This window comes from Microbacterium sp. MYb54 (assembly GCF_002979515.1).
Classification (GTDB): domain Bacteria; phylum Actinomycetota; class Actinomycetes; order Actinomycetales; family Microbacteriaceae; genus Microbacterium.
The window spans coordinates 257,445-275,693 of record NZ_PCPA01000001.1; the positions used below are offsets into that span (position 1 = coordinate 257,445).

The window sequence follows — 18,249 nt, forward strand, 5'->3', positions numbered from 1 at the left end:
ACGATGCGGACCCGACGTCATCCCGAAGAATGAGATCGGATCCGCACGTGCATCAGAGCTTCTTCTGCCAGGCCCCGGTGTAGGAGACCGGACGGAAGCCGATCGCCTCGTTGATGTTCAGCATCGGCCGGTTCTCCTCCGCATTGAAGGTGGAGACCACGGTCGAGTGCGGCATCTTCTCGCGCCAGCGGAGCAGGTTGGCGCACTTCACGATCATGCCGAGGCGGTGGCCACGGTGGCCTTTGCTCACCAGGGTGCCGAACTGGTCCGTGACGCCGGTACGGTCCGCGGCGATGACCAGCTCGTTGTATGCGACGAGCTCGCCCGTTGGCACGTACTGCACGGCGACCACCGACACGGCCTGCCCGGCGCTCAGAATTCTCGACTCACGCCGGACGACGCGATCGGCATCCCAGCTCTCCTCGGGGAAATCCATGTCACCACTGGGAGCATCCGTGGACAGTCGAGCCAGCACAGCCGCGAAACCGTCCCGCAGCTCCGGTGGCGTCGGCATGTCCCACTCGAGGATCCGGTAGTCCGGCCCGGCGAAGGTCTTCGCCTCGGTCAACGCCTCGCGCAGCGGCGCGTCATCACTGAGCAGGTCGTACTCGCTGTTGCGCTCGACCTGCTCGAGGACATACCCGTCGGCCTCGACGAGGTCGGAGAGTGGAGTCGCCGGGATCCGGCCCCATCCTGTACGGGGGACGAGCATGCGCTCGGCCTCGGCTGGTCGGTGCAGGCTCCAGGTCTGCAAGACGTTCCGATCACGGGCGCGTGCTTCGACTTCCGCCTGGGCGAGCAACGCGTCCTCGATGCCTCGTCCCCAGTGGGCGCGCGGCACGAGCAGGTCGAACTCGATCGCGTGTGCTTCCTTCTCCTGGGCGATGTACATCACGATCATGCCGACGATCTTCTCGCCGATGCGGGCGACGAAACCGCGGTGGATCGCGTCCGTCTCGTCCTGCCATTGGGGCAGCATCTGCGTGGCATCAGAGGCGAGGTCGGGGAGCCCGACCAGTTCGTCGCAGATCTGACGGTTGAGTGCGGCGCATGCGCGGAAGTCCGCGGCGTCGTCGGCGTCAAGGGAGACCGGAACGATCAGCGGCGTGATCGTCGGTTCAACGGTCGTCATGTGGGTTTCCTTCGTAGGGGACTTCGGGTGGATTGGGTCCGCGTCAGGCGAAGCGGGCATGTGGAACGAATCGCGGCTACGGCCCCGATGAGGCCCCCGCATCCCCCCACCATGAGGCGGGCGGATGCGGAGGAACCATGGGAGCGGAGTCGGGCGTCACGATCGGCCGACCGTCAGCGCATTCCGCGCTGCATGTCGAATGTCAGCAGCGCGTACGATTCCGCTGCCGAACGATGACGCTGCTCACCGAGCAGAAACAGGTCTGCCGGATCGATGTGCAGGTTGCGGCGTTGGCGTCGAGGGCGCTGCGCCCTCTGGAAGAGCCAGAGGCCGATCCTGAGGGAGAGACGATCCGCGAGCGACAGACGACGCAGTTCGTCGGGGCGGGGGATCTGGAGGACCTCGCGGTCCTCGATATCGGGCGGGTGGATGTCGCTGCGATGCAACGTGGTATTCACGATGGTTCCTTCGAAAGAGGTGGTGGTGATGGATGCGGAAGCACCGCACGCGGACCGCGAGAGCAGTCGGAACGATGCGGGAGAGCGGGTCGGCGGGCCCACGAAGAGTGGCCGCCGAACGCGGAGGCTGAGCCGTGATCTGCCGTGCAGATCAGCGGACGGGGCGCGGAAGAGCCGACCGGACAGAGCCCACTACGGGCTCGGAATCTCGGGGTGCGGTTCTACGAGAGAGCGCTGATGCGGACGCCGGCGGTTACCGAGAACGCAGGGCGCGGCGCAAAATGCGCTGGCGCGTCGAGGCCAGTGGCCTGTGCGTTGAGCTGAGTCGTAATCATCGGTAACCTCCTTTCGTGTGGCGATCCGGAGGCCACGGTAGCGAATCCACTCGGTGAACGTCAAGCACCTGCGGTTCTTCTCGGCGTGTCGCCCGGTACTCGAGTTCTCCCGCCGCCCGCGCGGGATGAGGCTCCAGCCCCGGAATTCCGGTAGCGTAGCCGCGTGATTCTCCCCGGACGAGCGGTGCCCGCATGCATCTGAAGAGCCTGACGCTCAAAGGGTTCAAATCGTTCGCGCAGCCGACGAGCTTCGTGTTCGAACCCGGTGTCACCTGCATCGTCGGACCGAACGGCTCCGGCAAGTCGAACGTCGTCGACGCCCTTGCCTGGGTGATGGGGGAGCAGGGTGCGAAGACCCTGCGCGGCGGCAAGATGGAAGACGTCATCTTCGCCGGTACCTCGACGCGCGGCCCGCTCGGTCGCGCCGAGGTGCAGCTCACGATCGACAATGCCGACGGCGCTCTGCCGATCGAGTACGCCGAGGTCACGATCAGCCGCACTCTGTTCCGCAACGGCTCCAGCGAGTATGCGATCAATGGTGAGGGATGCCGGCTCCTCGACGTCCAAGAGCTCCTGAGCGACTCGGGGCTGGGTCGCGAGATGCACGTGATCGTCGGCCAAGGACGCCTCGACACCGTCCTCCAGGCTTCGCCTGAGGACCGTCGCGGCTTCATCGAGGAAGCCGCGGGAATCCTCAAGCATCGACGTCGCAAAGAGAAGACCCTCCGCAAACTCGACGCGATGGAGACCAATCTCACCCGTCTGAGTGATCTTGCGGGAGAGATCCGCCGACAGCTCAAGCCCCTCGGCCGTCAGGCCGAGATCGCCCGAGAGGCGCAGACGATCGCCGCGGTCGTCCGCGACGCGAAGGCGCGCATCTTCGCCGATGACGTGGTCGCCCTGCGTGCTGCGCTCGCGGATCACACGCGCACGGAGAATGAACGCCACACCGAACGCTTGGTGCTGTCGGACCAGGCCGAGACGGTGCGTGCGAGCATCGCGCGACTCGAGCAGGATCAGAACTCGGTGGCCGTCGATCAAGCACGCGGTGTCGCGTTCGGGCTGGAGCAGGTGCAGGAGCGGATGCGGGGGCTGTACACCCTCGCGAACCAGCGCCTCGCACTGCTCGGTTCCGACGACGACGACGCAGCGGTCACCGCCGTAACCGTGACGCAGAGCACGATCGACGAAGCCAAGGACGAGATCGATCTGATCTCCGCAGGGCTCGGCGATGCGCAGGATGCCGCGGTGTCGGCGAGCCGTGACGTGATCCATGCCAGGGCGGAACTTGACACTCTCGACGTCGACATCGCCGAGCAGAGCGCGCTCGTCTCCGAGTACGACATGCGGGTATCCGCGTTGCGTGGCACGGCCGAAGCTGCAGCCTCGGCTCTCGCTGCCGTGCGGGGGGCCGTGCTTCGGCAGGAGAATGCACTCGAGGCTGCGAACGTTCGCAGGCGTGAAGCCACAGAAGCCCTCGAGTCGATCGATGACGCCGAGGCGCCCGAAGGCACGGCGCTCGAGCACGCTGCAGCGTACGAGAGCGCGCAGCGTGCGTCCACGGCTGCAGAAGCAGAGCGCGACACCCTCCGCGATCGGTTGCACGCGGCAGAGCGCGAAGTCGACTCCCTGACGGCGAAGGCCTCCGCATTGAGCAGTGCTCTGGCGTTGTCCGGCGGTGCAGCCGAGATCGTCAAGGCGGGCGGCAAGGGTGTGCGCGGCCTCGTGGGAGATGCCGTCCAGGTGCGTGCGGGCTTCGAGGCGGCGATCGCCGCGGTCCTCGGCCCACTCGCTGAGGGCGTGCTCATCGATACCGCAGCAGACGCGTTCCGCCTGGCGGCCGAAACGGCTGAGCAGCGTAGGGGAGTCGTCGACTTCGTCATCGCGGATACCCGCCGTCCGAATTCGGTTCTCCCGGCGATCGAGGGCGTCACGCCCGCCGTGGAGACCGTGACAGCGCCCGACGGCGTGCTCGGCGTGCTGTCGCACGTGGTCATCGCTGACGACCTGGAGTCTGCGCGCGCGGCACGGACGGCACTGGATGTCGCGGCGGATACCGCGACCACGATCGTCACCCTCGGTGGCGACGTGATCACCGCCCAGACTCTGCGCACCGGATCCGGAGGTGAGCGTTCGCGTCTGGAACTCGCGGCCGAGCGGGATGCCGCGGCTGAGCGCCTCGCCGAGATCCAGATCGTGGTCGACTCGCTCCGTGAGGCGCGCGAGGATGCGAGCGAGGCAGTGGAGACGACGAGGCGCCAGACCAAGGAGGCGCTGCGTGCTCTCCGCGAGCATGACGCCGCCCTCGCGACGCATGCCGAGCAGGTCAACCGCATCACGGTGCGCCACGAGTCGGCCGTTGCCGAATGCGAGCGTCTCGAGATCGGACTCGCGCAGGCCCAGTCTGCGGTATCCGATGCCGAGGCGAAGGCGCAGGCGGCCCAAGCTGCTCTTGATGACGCCATCGCATCCCCGCGACCCGTCCTCGACGCCTCAGCTCGTGACGGACTGCTCGAGGCCCTCGAAGTAGCCCGCGAGGGCGAAGTGCGGGCGAGGATGGAGATCGAGACGTTGCGAGAGCGAGTCCGCGCTGCGCAGGCCAGAGTCACGAGCCTCGAGCGCCAGCGTGAGCACGAGCGTGATGCCGCAGCAGAGGCAGCACGGCGAGCGGTGATCCGTCGAGGGCAGCGGGAGGCGGCCTCCGCAGTCGCAGACGAACTCCCGCGCATCCTCGACTCGCTCGACCGCTCAGTCACGCAAGCGCGAGTCGCTCTGGGCGAGGCAGAGGCGGCGCGGTCGGCGCAGAATGAAGAACTCGTCGGACTTCGTGCCAGGGAAGCCTCCCTCCGCGAACGTCTCGCCGGCCTCACCGAGAGCGTGCACGGACTCGAGCTGCAGATCCACGAGAAGAAGCTGCACCTGAACAGCTTGCTGGAACGTGTCTCCTCCGAACTCGCCCTGGACGAAGATATTCTCGTTGCGGAATATGGCCCTGATCAGCTCGTTCCGCGGGATCCAGGCGTGGAGGCTGCCGCCGACGATCCGGTCGACGACACCGCCATCCCGTTCGATCGCCGCATCCAGCAGCGTCGACTCGCGGAAGCGGAGCGCAAGCTCGCGCAGCTCGGGCGGGTGAACCCGCTCGCACTCGAGGAGTTCGCCGCGCTCGAGCAGCGGCATGCCTTCCTCACCGAGCAGCTGGCGGACCTCACCCAGACGCGTCAGGACCTTCTGACGATCATCACCGACCTCGACGAGCGGATGCAGGTGATCTTCGCGAGCGCCTTCGAAGACACGAAGGAGGCGTTCGGCCAGGTCTTCCCGTTGCTGTTCCCCGGTGGCACCGGCAGCATCTCGCTCACCGACCCGGACAACATGCTCACGACCGGGATCGAGGTGTCGGTGCGTCCGGTCGGGAAGAAGATCGAGCGCCTGTCGCTGCTCTCCGGAGGTGAGCGGTCTCTGGCGGCCGTGGCCCTGCTCGTCGCGATCTTCAAGGCGAGGCCGAGCCCGTTCTACATTCTCGACGAGGTCGAAGCAGCCCTCGACGACGCCAACCTCGGTCGACTGCTCACCGTCTTCGAACAGCTGCGGGAGAGCTCGCAACTCCTCGTCATCACCCATCAGAAGCGCACCATGGAGATCGCGGATGCGCTCTACGGCGTCTCCATGCGCCAAGACGGCGTGTCGGCGGTCGTGGGGCAGCGGGTCGGCGATCGGGCGGCTGCGGCCGTCTGACGCGGTTGCTGCGCCTCGGACCTCCGATGCGGGGGTCTTCCCCTGGCGCTACCCGTAGGCTGGAGGGATGGCGGAGAAGTCCTGGTCTCTTGGTCGCGCACTGCGCGGCATGTTCGTCAAGCCCACCATCGACGAGACGACCTGGGAGGATCTCGAGACGGCGCTCATCACCGCTGACTTCGGTCCCGACATAAGCGAGCGCGTCGTCGAAGAGCTTCGTGAGAAGGTCGACAGGTATCGGACGACGGACCCCAAGGATCTCCAGCGCATGCTGCGCGAAACGCTCGAGGAGCATTTCGCCAAGTTCGACACGACGCTGAAGCTCACCGAACGTCCGGCGGTCGTGCTCGTGGTCGGTGTCAACGGCGTCGGCAAGACGACCACCATCGGCAAGTTCACGAAGTTTCTCCGCGGCTATCAGCGCAGCGTCGTCGTCGGCGCCGCTGACACCTTCCGCGCCGCTGCGGTCGATCAGCTGGCTACTTGGGCTCAGCGCGGGGGAGCGGCGATCGTGCGTCCGCAGCAGGAGGGACAGGATCCCGCCTCCGTGGCTTTCCAGACCGTGGAGTACGCCATGCGCGAGGGGATCGAGATCGCCATCATCGACACGGCTGGGCGCCTGCATACCAAGGGCGGTCTCATGGACGAGCTGTCGAAGATCAGGCGGGTGATCGAGAAGCAGGCGCCGATCAGCGAGGTTCTCCTCGTCCTCGATGCCACGACCGGCCAGAACGGCGTGATGCAGGCAGAGGCCTTCCTCGAGCATGCCGGTGTCACCGGACTCGTCCTCACCAAGCTCGACGGGTCCGCCAAGGGTGGCTTCGTCCTCGCCGTGCAGGAGCGCACCGGCATCCCCGTCAAGCTGCTCGGACAGGGCGAGGGCATCGACGATCTCACCGGTTTCACCCCCCATGTGTTCGTCCAGTCGTTGGTCGGTTGATGACGGGACTACCGCAGTGAGCACGAGGCTGGTTTCATAGCGTTATGGCGATCGAACACGACTACTTCGGACTCTTGTCCTCGGGTCCCGACGGCTCGATCTTCTGGTCGGAGACCGTCGAGCTCGGCGACCAGAGCGTCACCGTGGATCTGACCGCGCCCGACCAGGATGATGTGTCCTCTGACGCACTCGACATCGCCGCGTCCCTCATCGCCGGTCTCGAGAGCGTCGACGACACCGCCCGCCGGGGAATGCTCGCCGAAGTCGACGACCGCACCAGCGAGGTGACCGAGTACATCCTTCAGCAGCAGGAGACGTACGGGGACGAGCTGCCCGACGTGCTCGTCGATGTCTCGGGCGATGCCGCCGTCGACATCATCCGTTCCTTGCGTCTGATGAGCATGACCATCCTCGCCGACGAGCACGGCGGCTCCGAGCCCTTCGCGGTGCTCGAGTACGCGCTCGACGACAGCTCGACCGATGATGTCCTGCTCGTGAACCTCGGCTCGGACGGCAGCGTGCAGTCCGTCATGAGCGCCGACTGATCCGCCGCCCGGGGCTCGGCCCCGGACGGCGCGGGTCAGACGGCCTGCGCGAACCCGAGGTCTGCGCTGTCGGCGATGTGCGCCAGGTGATCGGGAATCTGCCGGCCCTTCGAAACCATGGACTGCGCCCATAGGCGTCCTGCTCGGTACGATGACCGCACGAGAGGCCCCGCGAGGACGCCGAGGAAGCCGATGCGCTCCGCCTCCTCCTTGAACTCCACGAACTCTGCAGGCTTCACCCAGCGGGCGACCGGGAGATGGCGAGGCGTCGGCCGCAGGTACTGCGTGATCGTGATGATGTCGCATCCGGCCTCGTGCAGGTCGTTCAGCGCCTGGACGACCTCTTCCGGCTCCTCGCCCATGCCGAGGATGAGGTTCGACTTCGTGATCAGTCCGGCGTTCCGGGCCTGGGTGAGGACGTCGAGTGAGCGTTCGTAGCGGAAGGCCGGTCTGATCCGCTTGAAGATGCGCGGCACGGTCTCGACGTTGTGGGCGAAGACCTCGGGGCGGGCGTCGAAGATCTGCCCGAGGAACGCCGGATCGGCGTTGTGCTCGTTCGCGAGCAATTCGACACCGGTGTTCGGGTTGAGTTCGTGGATCTTCCGCACCGTCTCGGCGTTGAGCCACGCACCGGTGTCGGGCAGGTCGTCACGGGCCACGCTCGTCACCGTGGCGTAACGGAGATTCATCCGCACGACGCTCTCGGCGACGCGACGAGGCTCGTCGGTGTCGTAGGCGTCGGGCTTCCCGGTGTCGATCTGGCAGAAGTCGCATCGGCGCGTGCACTGCGAGCCGCCGATGAGGAAGGTCGCCTCTCGGTCTTCCCAGCACTCGTAGATGTTGGGGCAGCCGGCTTCCTGGCACACCGTGTGCAGGTCCTCGCTCTTCACGAGCGAATGCAACGCCGTGTATTCCGGCCCCATCTTCGCCTTGGTCTTGATCCATTCGGGCTTGCGCTCGATCGGCGTCTCTGCGTTTCGGATCTCGAGGCGAAGGAGCTTGCGTCCCTCGGGTGCGGCGGTCATGCGGTGGCTCCTGACAGTTCGGTTCCGGCGTACTCGGCGAGGAACGCCGCGGTCAGCGTCTCTACGAGGTCGATGGGGGAGACGGCGGATCCGATGACCTCGCTCACGGTCGTCACACCGGCGTCGGTGATCCCGCACGGGATGATGCCACGGAATCCGGCCAGCGAGTTGTCGCAGTTCAGTGCGAATCCGTGCATGGTCACGCCCTGCTGCACACGGACGCCGATGGCGGCCACCTTGTCCTCCGAGAGCGGTCGGCGCACCCACACGCCGCTTCGCCCCTCGACCTGATAGCCGTCCACGCCGAATGGACGCAGGACTTCGATCAGCAGACGCTCCAGCCGCCGCACGTGCGCGACGACATCGATGGGCTCGATGAGGCGCACGATCGGGTACCCCACGAGCTGTCCCGGCCCGTGCCAGGTGATCTTGCCACCGCGGTCGACATCGATGACGGGCGTGCCGTCCTGCGGCCGCTCCTGCGGCTCCGTCCGTTTGCCCGCCGTGTACACCGCCTCGTGCTCGAGAAGGATCAGCGTGTCCGGACGCGTACCGTCGACGACGTCGGCGTGGACGCGGCGCTGCAGCTCCCACCCGTCGATGTACGGCACCGGTGTCGGAGCGAATCCGGGGGTGAGGATCTCAAGCATCACGTAGCCACCTTCGTTGCATAAATGGACCGAGGGCAACAATACTCCTTCGATCGGCGTCGAGCGTCGCCACGCCACGCGTCGCGGTAGCGTGAGGATATGACTTCCACTGGCAGGGCTGGCCGCCCGAAGGCGTCATCGCGGGAGACTCTCGCCGAGGCGGCGTGCGAGCTCTTCCTCGAGCGCGGGTATGACGCGACATCCGTGGCGGACATCACTCAGCGTGCCGGAGTCAGCCGCTCCAGTTTCTTCAACTACTTCGCCTCGAAGAGCGACGTGCTGTGGTCCGGCGTCGATGAGCGGATCGGCGCTGCCACCGGCTCGCTCGAACAGCTCGGCAGAGCCGCCACGGGAGAGTCGGTGCGCGACATCCTGCTGCTGGTGGTGCGCGACTTCGCTCCGGACCCGCTCGCCCTCGCCCTTCGGAACGCCGCTGCGATGGGGCTGGAAGAGGAGCTCGTCCGTGATACGGGGCTGCGTCTCGCACGGCTGTCCGCGGCCGTGTCCCTGGCTGCGGCGGCATCCGGTGTCGATGTCATCCGTGCGGACATCCTCGGAGCTGCGCACGCGGCGGCGGTCCTGTCCTCCCTGCGAGTCTGGGCGGAGCAGGGCGCCGGGCGAGGATCCCCGGAGACCGTCCTGCTGGAGGCGCTCGGGACGATTCACGACCTGCCCTGGTCCTGACTCCGCGCTGCGCTGAGCAAGTAGCTTCCGCTCGCGTAGAATCAGAGCACCATGGCTACATTTGGCACGCTCTCCGATCGGCTCACCGAGACCTTCCGCAATCTGCGCACGAAGGGAAAGCTCACCGCGGCCGATGTCGACGGCACCGTCCGCGAGATCCGTCGTGCCCTGCTCGACGCCGATGTGGCGCTCGTCGTGGTCAAGGAGTTCACCGCGAAGGTGCGCGAGCGCGCTCTCGGTGACGAGGTCAACAAGGCGCTCAACCCGGCCCAGCAGGTCGTGCAGATCGTCAACGAGGAACTCGTCCATATTCTCGGTGGCGAGCAGCGTCGTCTGCAGTTCGCGAAGACGGCGCCGACCGTGATCATGCTCGCCGGCCTTCAGGGCTCCGGCAAGACGACGTTCGCGGGCAAGCTCGCCAAGCAGCTCGAGGGCGAAGGGCACACGCCGCTTCTGGTCGCTGCCGACCTGCAGCGTCCGAACGCCGTCAACCAGCTCCAGGTCGTCGCCGAGCAGGCCGGTGCCACGGTCTTCGCTCCCGAGCCCGGAAACGGCGTCGGCGATCCGGTGAAGGTCTCACGCGACGGCGTCGAGTACGCGCGTCGTCAGCAGCACGACGTCGTCATCATCGACACCGCCGGTCGCCTCGGCGTCGACGCCGAGCTCATGAAGCAGGCAGCCGACATTCGCAAGGCGGTGGACCCCGACGAGGTGCTGTTCGTCATCGACGCGATGATCGGTCAAGACGCCGTCAACACGGCCAAGGCCTTCCAGGAGGGCGTCGATTTCACCGGCGTCGTCCTCTCGAAGCTCGACGGTGATGCCCGAGGTGGCGCGGCGCTGTCGGTGGCCTCCGTCACAGGTCGCCCCATCATCTTCGCGTCGACCGGTGAGCGCCTCGAAGACCTCGAGCCGTTCCATCCCGACCGCATGGCGAGCCGCATTCTCGACCTCGGTGACATCCTCACCCTCATCGAGCAGGCCCAGCAGGCCTTCGACGAGGACGAAGCCATCAAGATGGCCGAGAAGCTCGCGACCGAGGCCTTCACGCTCGAGGACTTCCTCGACCAGCTTCAGCAGATGAAGAAGATGGGCTCGATGAAGAAGATGCTCGGGATGCTCCCGGGCATGGGGCAGATGAAGCAGCAGCTCGACGACTTCGACGAGCGTGAGATCGATCGCACCGAGGCCATCATCCGGTCGATGACGCCGGGGGAGCGTCGGAACCCCAAGGTTCTGAACGGCTCGCGTCGCCTGCGCATCGCACGCGGTTCCGGCATGACCGTCACGGATGTGAACCAGCTGGTGCAGCGGTTCGAGCAGGCGGCCAAGATGATGAAGACCGTGGCTCGTGGTGGCACCCCCAACATCCCCGGCATGGGGGCCGTGCCAGGGATGGGCCGCCCCGGCGCGTCCTCGAAGCGCGGGAAGAAGGCCAAGTCGTCCGGTGGTTCTCGATCGGGTAACCCCGCGAAGCGGGCCGCCGAGAACGCCGGTGTCACCTCGACCGCGACCCCGACCGGCTCCGGATTCGGCCTGGGCGGCGGCGCAGCTCAGGCTCCGAGCGAAGCTGACCTCGCCGAGATCCAGAAGCTTTTCGGCAAGAGCTGAGCGCTCTCAGCGCGGCGTCGTGAGCGCTTGCGCAACCGTCGACTCCGTACGTGCGTCTGATGGAGACTTCGGGCGCGCGACGAGCTGCCCCAGAACGAGCGCGCCGAGCGTGAGGACGAATCCGACAGCCTGGAGCGGTGTGAACCGCTCACCGGCGATCACGAGCCCCAAGACCGTCGCGACGATGGGGGACAGGAGCGCGAGGAGTCCCGGCGCGATGACCGGCAGCTGCTGGATACCGCGGAACCAGAGCGTGTAGGCGACGATCCCGCCGGCGGTGGCGAGCCACAGGTAGCCGAGAGCGGCGCCGCCGTCGATCGTCTGCGGCACGCCCTCGACGATCAGGGTGAGAGGCAGCAGCAGCAAACCGCCCGCACTGAGCTGCCAGCCTGCATAGGAGACGGGACCCACGCCGACCGGTCGGCCCCAGCGCTTGGTCAGGATCATCCCCACGCCGGTCGCCGTGACACCGCCGAGGGCGGCGAGAATGCCCCAGAGATCGAGGTCGGCAGCGGGACCGAGGACGACCAGCGCGACACCGCCTGCGCCCACCACGGCCGCGGTGGCTGTGATCGGCCGGATCCGCTCGTGGAGGACGAGCGCTCCGAGCGCCAGGACGATGAGCGGCTGCGCTCCGGCGACGGCTGCGGCGACGCCGCCCGGAAGCCGCTCGGCAGCGAGGAACAGCAGGGGGAAGAACGCGCCGATGTTGAGTGCGCCCAGGACGAACGACTTCCACCACCAGGAGCCGTGCGGGAGTCGCCGACTGATGGCGACCGCGAGGAGACCCGCTGGGAGCGAGCGGAGCAGGCCGGCGAACAGCGGATGCCCGGCGGGGAGCAGCTCCGTGGTCACGAGGTAGGTGGTGCCCCAGGCGATGGGAGCAAGAGCGGTCGTCAGCACCAGTGTCAGGCGGTTCATCCTTCCAGCGTGCGTCGCGACTGTCCATGAGTCCAACGCATGTTTGTCACGCAAGCCATGACCCTGCATCATGGATGAATGGAACTCCAGCAGCTCCGCTACGTGGTGGAAGTGGCCGACACCCTGAGCTTCACCCGGGCAGCCGAACGGTGCTTCGTCACCCAGTCGGCGTTGAGCCACCAGATCGCATCCCTCGAACGCGAAATCGGGCGCCGTCTCTTCGTGCGGTCGAGCCGTAGCGTCCGTCTGAGCGAGGCCGGCCAGGCATTCGTCGAGCATGCGCGTATCGCCCTTCGCGCAGCGGAGCGGGCGAAGGAGGACGCCGCCGCCGTCGACGGCGTCGTGGAGGGTACGCTTCGGATCGGTGTGATCCCGACGGTGACTGCCATCGACGTCCCCGCGGTGCTCGTCGCCTATCGTGCGGCGCACCCACGCGTGAGAGTGGAACTCCAAGTAGGCAACAGTGACGTCCTGATACGCAGGCTCCGACAGGATGAGCTCGATATCGCCCTGCTCGGCCTGCGCGATGGGCTGGATCCGGTCGGTGTGGCATCGCACGCCCTCTCTCGCGCGCGGCTCGTCGCCGTATTCCCCCGGGGGCACGAGCTCGCGCTCAGGAGCAGCATCGAACTGGAGGACATCGCGGGGATGACCTTCGCGGACTTCCCCGCGGCGACCTCAGGACGGGCCCAGAGCGACGCAGCGTTCACGGCTGCGGGGTTGACGCGGGATGTCGCTTTCGAGGCCGACTCCGCGACGCTCATCCTCGGGCTGGTGGAGGCGGGGCTGGCGGTGACGTTGCTGGCGCCGGGAACCGTCGAGCGCTCCGGATTCGATGTGGCCACGGCGGAGGTGCGCGGTGGTCCCGTGCGTGTCGAGTATCTCGCCTGGGATATCGCCGCGCCACGGAACGTCGCTCGGGCGTTCGTCGCCATCATGGAAGCCACCGACGTGGTGACGTCATCACCCTGAGGCCTGCGCTAGCCTGAATCCGTTTGAGCCCCTGCCGAAGAGGTTCTTCGGGCGGTGGCCATCGGAGGAGAGTACTGCGTGGGGTTTCTGAATTTCGGTAAGAAGTCGAACGACTCACAGCCCGATCCCGACCTTGAAGACCTCACTGTTCGTGAGGCCGCGCTCCTGCGGTCGCTGTTCGCGTCGAAGTGGCCTGCGGCAGAGGGGGCGATCACCATGCACGGCGACTACGCCGAGGGAGCATCCGGGGCGCAGTACGGGCTCTACAACCTCTCCCGCGCTGTGAAGCTCGAGCCGGAGTCGAACTGGCCCGAGGTTGTCGAACGCCATATCGCGGGGCTGCTCAGCCGGCAGTCCGCACCTCGGGATGAGGACCTCTCCGATGACGAGATCCTCTCGCTGGTCAAAGCGCGTCTCATTCCTTCGGCGTACCTTCCGGCGGCCCAACGTGAAACGTTCGCTTACCGCCGTGCGATCGTGGACGGCCTCGAGGTGATCCTCATGCTGGATCATCCCGAGTTCACGAGTGCCGTTCCTGACTCGATCGTCGGCCGGTTCGAGGCCGAACAACTGTGGGCGGTCGCCCTCGCGGCGGTGTCGACCGAGCCGATCGACGAGATCCACACCCTCGACACGGGCAACGGAGCTTTCCAGGCGATCGTCTCGGACTCGATGTTCACGGCGAGTCGCGTACTCGACTTCCCGGGCCTTCTGCCCGCTGCCGGCGTCTCTTCTGCGCCCCACGGCGTGCTCTTCGCCGTACCCTCTCGCCATCACGTGGCGTTCCACGTCATCACCGGACCGGAGGCGATCCACGTCGTGCAGGACTTGCATGGATTCGCTCAGCAGATGTTCGGACAAGGCGTCGGAGAGATCTCGGCGGATGTCTTCTACTGGAGCGATGCCGGGTACGAGCAGGTGACGTCGAGCGATGAGAGCGGACGGATCGCCGTCGACGGCACCGGCGCGTTCTTCGCGTCGATCAACGGATTCTGACGGTCTGACGCTTCTTCCGGTGGGACGGAGAAGCGGGTCCGGAGCAAGAGCTCCGGACCCGCTTCGTCTTGATGTCAGATCACTTCACGTCTTCGTCGACCCAGTCCATCGACTTGGTGACGGCCTTGCGCCACAGGCGCAGCTGACGGTCGCGTTCTCCGGCTTCCATCGACGGCTCCCAGCGCTTGTCCTCCTGCCAGTTGGCGGAAAGGTCATCGAGGCCGTTCCAGAACCCGACTGCGAGTCCCGCAGCGTAGGCCGCACCGAGCGCGGTGGTCTCCGCGACCACCGGGCGCACGACCGGAACGCCGAGGACGTCAGCCTGGAACTGCATGAGCGCATCGTTGGCGACCATGCCGCCGTCGACCTTGAGCTCGGTCAGGTCCACACCGGCGTCAGCGTTGACAGCATCGAGCACGTCGCGCGTCTGGAAGGCCACGGCTTCGAGAGCTGCGCGCGCGATGTGGTTCTTGTTGGCGTAGCGCGTGAGACCGACGATCGCCCCGCGAGCGTCCGGGCGCCAGTACGGCGCGAACAGGCCGGAGAACGCCGGGACGATGTACACGCCGCCGTTGTCGTCGACCTTGTCCGCCAGCTCCTCGACCTCGGGTGCGGAGGAGATGATGCCGAGCTGGTCACGCAGCCACTGGATCAGAGATCCGGTGACCGCGATCGAACCCTCGAGCGCGTAGTGGGTCGGGCCGTCGCCGAGCTTGTACCCGACGGTGGTCAGCAGCCCGTTCTTCGAGTGGACGATCTCCTCGCCCGTGTTGAAGATCAGGAAGCAGCCGGTTCCGTAGGTGTTCTTGCTCTCACCGGTCTGGAACGCTGCCTGCCCGAACGTCGCGGCCTGCTGATCGCCCAGGATTCCGGCGATCGGCGTCTCACGGAGCAGAGAAGAGTCCTCGGCCGCGCCGTACACCTCCGAGGACGAACGGATCTCCGGCATCATCGAGCGCGGCACACCGAACGCCTCGAGAATGTCGTCGCGCCATTCGAGCGTCTCGAGGTCCATGAACATCGTGCGCGAGGCGTTGGTGACGTCGGTCACGTGTACACCGCCGTCGGCGCCGCCCGTCAGGTTCCAGAGCACCCAGCTGTCGGTGGTGCCGAAGATGAGGTCTCCGGCCTCCGCCTTCTCGCGGGCGCCGTCGACGTTCTCCAGGATCCAGGCGATCTTGGTGCCCGAGAAGTAGGTCGCGAGCGGGAGCCCGACGACCGGCTTGAACCTCTCGACGCCACCATCAGCAGCGAGGCGATCGACGATGTCCTGGGTGCGGGTGTCCTGCCAGACGATGGCGTTGTAGGCGGGCTTGCCGGTCTTCTTGTCCCAGACGACCGCGGTTTCGCGCTGGTTGGTGATGCCCACTGCGGCGATGTCGTGGCGGGTGAGGTCGGCGCGGCTCAGTGCCAGACCGATGACCTCCTGGACGTTGCGCCAGATCTCGGCGGCATCGTGCTCGACCCAGCCGGCCTTCGGCAGGATCTGCTCGTGCTCCTTCTGGCCCGTCGCGATGATGCTGCCCTTCTTGTCGAAGATGATCGCGCGGCTCGAAGTCGTTCCCTGGTCGATGGCGAGAATGTAGTCAGCCATTGTGTTCTCCTTTGAATTCAGGTCGTTCAGGCGAGGTGCAGCAGGACGGGAGCTGCAGCAGCGGCGATCGCACCACCGATGAGCGGACCGACCACCGGGACCCACGAGTAGGACCAGTCGCTGGAGCCCTTGCCCTTGATCGGCAGGATCGCGTGAGCGATGCGCGGACCGAGGTCACGGGCAGGGTTGATCGCGTAACCGGTCGGTCCACCGAGCGAGGCGCCGATGGCGACCACGAGCAGTGCCACGGGGAGGGCCGTGAGCGGTCCGAGGCCTCCGGGCGTGCCGACCTCGATGTCGCCGTAGTCGGCGAAGGCGAGGATCACGAAGACCAGCACGAAGGTGCCGATGATCTCCGTGACGAGGTTCCAGCCGTACGAGCGGATCGCGGGACCGGTCGAGAAGACGCCGAGCTTGTTGGCGGCCTCCGGCTCCTCGTCGAAGTGCTGCTTGTAGGCGAGCCACACGACGATCGCACCGATGATCGCGCCGACGAGCTCAGCCGCGGTGGCGACCAGGAACATCGGGAAGTCGATCGTGCCCGAGATCAGCAGGCCGATTCCGACGGCCGGGTTGAGGATCGCACCGGAGTACGCCGAGACGAGCACACCGGCGAAGACCGCGAGGCCCCATCCCCAGTTGACCATCAGGAAGCCGCCGCCGAAGCCCTTGTTCTTCGCGAGAGCGACGTTCGCTACGACACCGCATCCGAGCAGCACCAGCATCGCCGTGCCGACCAGTTCGGAGAGGAAGTAGAGACCGAGATTCACATCAGCCATGTCTTCTTTGACCTTTCTTGTGTGTCGAGGCCCCTCTGCCCCGACACTTTATGGGAGTTGCACCGCGAGGAGGGCGGCAGTGCGAGATCCTGTCAGCCGCGGGTGCGGGACGGGATGTCGAGTCCGTGTCGTTCGTTCAGCAGTTCGCGGGTCTGTTCGAGCTCGGCGTCGTGGCGCGAGCGGTCCCAGCCGAGCATCGGCGCCAGGGCATCAGCGATCTCATCGAGCACCTCGGCATTCGCGCCACCGGTGAATGCGATGCTGGTGCGGCGGAGGACGACGTCCTCGAGCCGGGCCACCATCTCGTTCTGCACCATCCATTCGAGCTCGCGTGTGGAAAGGTCGCCGCCGGCGAGCGGTGCGTCCGCTCCCTGCTCGACGTACTCCCAGACCTGAGCGGCCCGTGTCCCGTAGCGGGCGAGCAGACGGTCTGCCCGAGCGCCGGCACCGGGAAGGTTCTCTTCGAACCAGATGCGCTTCGCCTTCTCCGTGCGTGGGAACGCGCGCCCTCCGCCGATGGCGCGTCCGGCCGTCGAGACCGTCCTGGTGCGGTTGATGAGGCCGAGCACGATGTCGGAGAGGGACTCGCCGAGCGCGCGGAACGTCGTCCACTTGCCGCCGACGAGGCTGACGAGCGGGACAGCGCCCTTCTCGTCGACCTCGATGCGGTAATCGCGGGACACGAAGCCGGGAGCGGTGTCCTCGTGGCGCGGGAGCGGGCGGATGCCCGAGAACTTGTACACGATCTGGTTGCGCTTGACCGGGATGGTCGGGAACACGTGGTGGATCAGGTCGAAGAAGTAGTCGACCTCCTCCTCCGTGCACACCGGGATCTCACGAGGGTCGGCGTCGATGTCGGTCGTGCCGACAAGGACGCGTCCCTTGAGCGGGTAGATGAGCACGATGCGGCCGTCGGAGTGCTCGAAGAAGATCTCGCGCCCCTGGGTCGCCTCGAGGAGCTCGGGGTGATCGAGCACGATGTGCGACCCCTTGGTGCCGCCCATGAAGCGAGTGTCGGTGCCGAGCGCGTCGTTCGTCAGATCGGTCCACGGTCCGGAGGCGTTCACGACCACATCTGCCTGCACCGTGAACTCGGTGCCGCTCTCGCGGTCGCGGAGCACGACCTTGTCGCCGTCGCGCGCGATCGCCTCGACGTAGTTGAGGGCGTGCGCGCCGGGGTGCGCCGTGAGGCCGTCCTGCAGCACGTCGAGGGCGAGCCGCTCGGGGTCGTGCATCGAGGCGTCGTAGTACGTCGCGGTGTACTTGATCTTCGGGTCGAGCGAAGGCAGCTCGGCGAGGGACTTCTTACGTCCGAGGAAGCGGTGCCGAGGAACCATTCCGCCGTCGCGGGAGAACGTGTCGTAGATCGTCAGGCCGACCTTGATCAGGAAGGCGCCGCGCTCCTGGGGCTTGCCGCTCTTGTGCGTCAGGAAGCGCAGGGGAGCGGACAGGATGCCCGAGAAGGTCGAATAGATCGGGATCGTCGTCTGCAGCGGCTTGACATAGTGCGGGGCGATCTTGAGAAGGCCGTTGCGCTCTTCCACGGACTCGCGCACGAGTCGGAACTCGCCGTTCTCGAGATAGCGGATGCCACCGTGGATCATGTGGCTGGACGCTGACGACGCGCCCGAGGCGAAGTCCCCGCGCTCGACGAGCACGACGTCGACTCCTTGGAGTGCCAGGTCGCGGAACGTCGAGATGCCGTTGATCCCGCCGCCGATGACGAGGACGCTCGTGCGTCCGGATTCACGGACGCCGCGAACTTCTTCGCGCTCCGCTGACGAGTGTGTCGAATCGATCATCGTCGACCCTCTCTTCCTTACTTGCCAACCAGCATCGACCTGTGTGGCATCCCGCGCAAGCCCACTG

Annotated in this window: 15 protein-coding genes; 7 read left to right on the forward strand and 8 right to left on the reverse strand. The window is 66.6% G+C overall.

Annotation, left to right across the window (positions count from 1 at the left end; all coding sequences use genetic code 11):
* Positions 1–52: 52 nt before the first annotated feature.
* Positions 53–1,132 carry a GNAT family N-acetyltransferase gene (locus CQ040_RS01210; protein WP_105525466.1) on the reverse strand — a complete coding sequence of 360 codons (1,080 nt, stop codon included), beginning with the start codon at positions 1,130–1,132 and terminating at the stop codon, positions 53–55.
* 173 nt (positions 1,133–1,305) lie between these two features.
* Positions 1,306–1,590, reverse strand: a complete 285-nt coding sequence (locus CQ040_RS01215) for a hypothetical protein (protein ID WP_105525465.1) — start codon at positions 1,588–1,590, stop codon at positions 1,306–1,308.
* 527 nt (positions 1,591–2,117) lie between these two features.
* Between CQ040_RS01215 and smc the strand changes: the two genes are divergently transcribed.
* The 3 genes from smc to CQ040_RS01230 all read left to right on the forward strand — a co-directional run bounded on the left by smc (position 2,118) and on the right by CQ040_RS01230 (position 7,148).
* Positions 2,118–5,663: a chromosome segregation protein SMC gene (gene smc, locus CQ040_RS01220; RefSeq protein WP_105525464.1), complete on the forward strand. Its 3,546-nt coding sequence runs from the start codon at positions 2,118–2,120 to the stop codon at positions 5,661–5,663.
* 67 nt (positions 5,664–5,730) lie between these two features.
* Positions 5,731–6,603 carry a signal recognition particle-docking protein FtsY gene (ftsY, locus tag CQ040_RS01225; protein WP_028502686.1) on the forward strand — a complete coding sequence of 291 codons (873 nt, stop codon included), beginning with the start codon at positions 5,731–5,733 and terminating at the stop codon, positions 6,601–6,603.
* 44 nt (positions 6,604–6,647) lie between these two features.
* Positions 6,648–7,148, forward strand: a complete 501-nt coding sequence (locus CQ040_RS01230) for a DUF2004 domain-containing protein (protein WP_028502685.1) — start codon at positions 6,648–6,650, stop codon at positions 7,146–7,148.
* Between the two features lie 35 nt (positions 7,149–7,183).
* Here CQ040_RS01230 and lipA read toward each other — a convergent pair whose 3' ends face one another.
* On the reverse strand, positions 7,184–8,173 hold the full coding sequence (gene lipA, locus CQ040_RS01235; RefSeq protein WP_028502684.1) for a lipoyl synthase: 990 nt from the start codon (positions 8,171–8,173) through the stop codon (positions 7,184–7,186).
* The gene (gene lipB, locus CQ040_RS01240) at positions 8,170–8,823 is read right to left on the reverse strand and encodes a lipoyl(octanoyl) transferase LipB (protein ID WP_105525463.1); all 654 of its coding nucleotides are present in this window, start codon (positions 8,821–8,823) and stop codon (positions 8,170–8,172) included. The genes lipA and lipB overlap by 4 nt, the downstream gene beginning before the upstream one ends.
* A gap of 99 nt (positions 8,824–8,922) precedes the next feature.
* Between lipB and CQ040_RS01245 the strand changes: the two genes are divergently transcribed.
* Both CQ040_RS01245 and ffh read left to right on the forward strand, forming a co-directional pair.
* Positions 8,923–9,507, forward strand: coding sequence for a TetR/AcrR family transcriptional regulator (locus CQ040_RS01245; RefSeq protein ID WP_105525462.1), 585 nt, complete (start codon positions 8,923–8,925; stop codon positions 9,505–9,507).
* A gap of 51 nt (positions 9,508–9,558) precedes the next feature.
* Positions 9,559–11,118 (forward strand): signal recognition particle protein, encoded by a 1,560-nt coding sequence (gene ffh / locus CQ040_RS01250; protein WP_028502681.1) that lies wholly within the window; start codon positions 9,559–9,561, stop codon positions 11,116–11,118.
* Between the two features lie 6 nt (positions 11,119–11,124).
* Here ffh and CQ040_RS01255 read toward each other — a convergent pair whose 3' ends face one another.
* Positions 11,125–12,039: an EamA family transporter gene (locus tag CQ040_RS01255; RefSeq protein WP_105525461.1), complete on the reverse strand. Its 915-nt coding sequence runs from the start codon at positions 12,037–12,039 to the stop codon at positions 11,125–11,127.
* A 78-nt stretch (positions 12,040–12,117) separates the two neighbouring features.
* Between CQ040_RS01255 and CQ040_RS01260 the strand changes: the two genes are divergently transcribed.
* Both CQ040_RS01260 and CQ040_RS01265 read left to right on the forward strand, forming a co-directional pair.
* The gene (locus CQ040_RS01260) at positions 12,118–13,011 is read left to right on the forward strand and encodes a LysR substrate-binding domain-containing protein (protein WP_105525460.1); all 894 of its coding nucleotides are present in this window, start codon (positions 12,118–12,120) and stop codon (positions 13,009–13,011) included.
* Positions 13,012–13,089: 78 nt separating this feature from the next.
* Positions 13,090–14,007 carry a hypothetical protein gene (locus tag CQ040_RS01265; RefSeq protein WP_105525459.1) on the forward strand — a complete coding sequence of 306 codons (918 nt, stop codon included), beginning with the start codon at positions 13,090–13,092 and terminating at the stop codon, positions 14,005–14,007.
* 79 nt (positions 14,008–14,086) lie between these two features.
* Here the strand turns inward: CQ040_RS01265 and glpK are convergent, their stop codons facing one another.
* From glpK to CQ040_RS01280, 3 genes are all read right to left on the reverse strand, one after another.
* Positions 14,087–15,601 carry a glycerol kinase GlpK gene (glpK, locus tag CQ040_RS01270; RefSeq protein ID WP_105525458.1) on the reverse strand — a complete coding sequence of 505 codons (1,515 nt, stop codon included), beginning with the start codon at positions 15,599–15,601 and terminating at the stop codon, positions 14,087–14,089.
* Positions 15,602–15,627: 26 nt separating this feature from the next.
* Complete coding sequence (locus CQ040_RS01275) at positions 15,628–16,380, reverse strand: MIP/aquaporin family protein (RefSeq protein ID WP_028501983.1); 753 nt, start codon at positions 16,378–16,380, stop codon at positions 15,628–15,630.
* A 92-nt stretch (positions 16,381–16,472) separates the two neighbouring features.
* The gene (locus tag CQ040_RS01280; protein ID WP_105525457.1) at positions 16,473–18,182 is read right to left on the reverse strand and encodes a glycerol-3-phosphate dehydrogenase/oxidase; all 1,710 of its coding nucleotides are present in this window, start codon (positions 18,180–18,182) and stop codon (positions 16,473–16,475) included.
* Positions 18,183–18,249 lie beyond the last annotated feature (67 nt).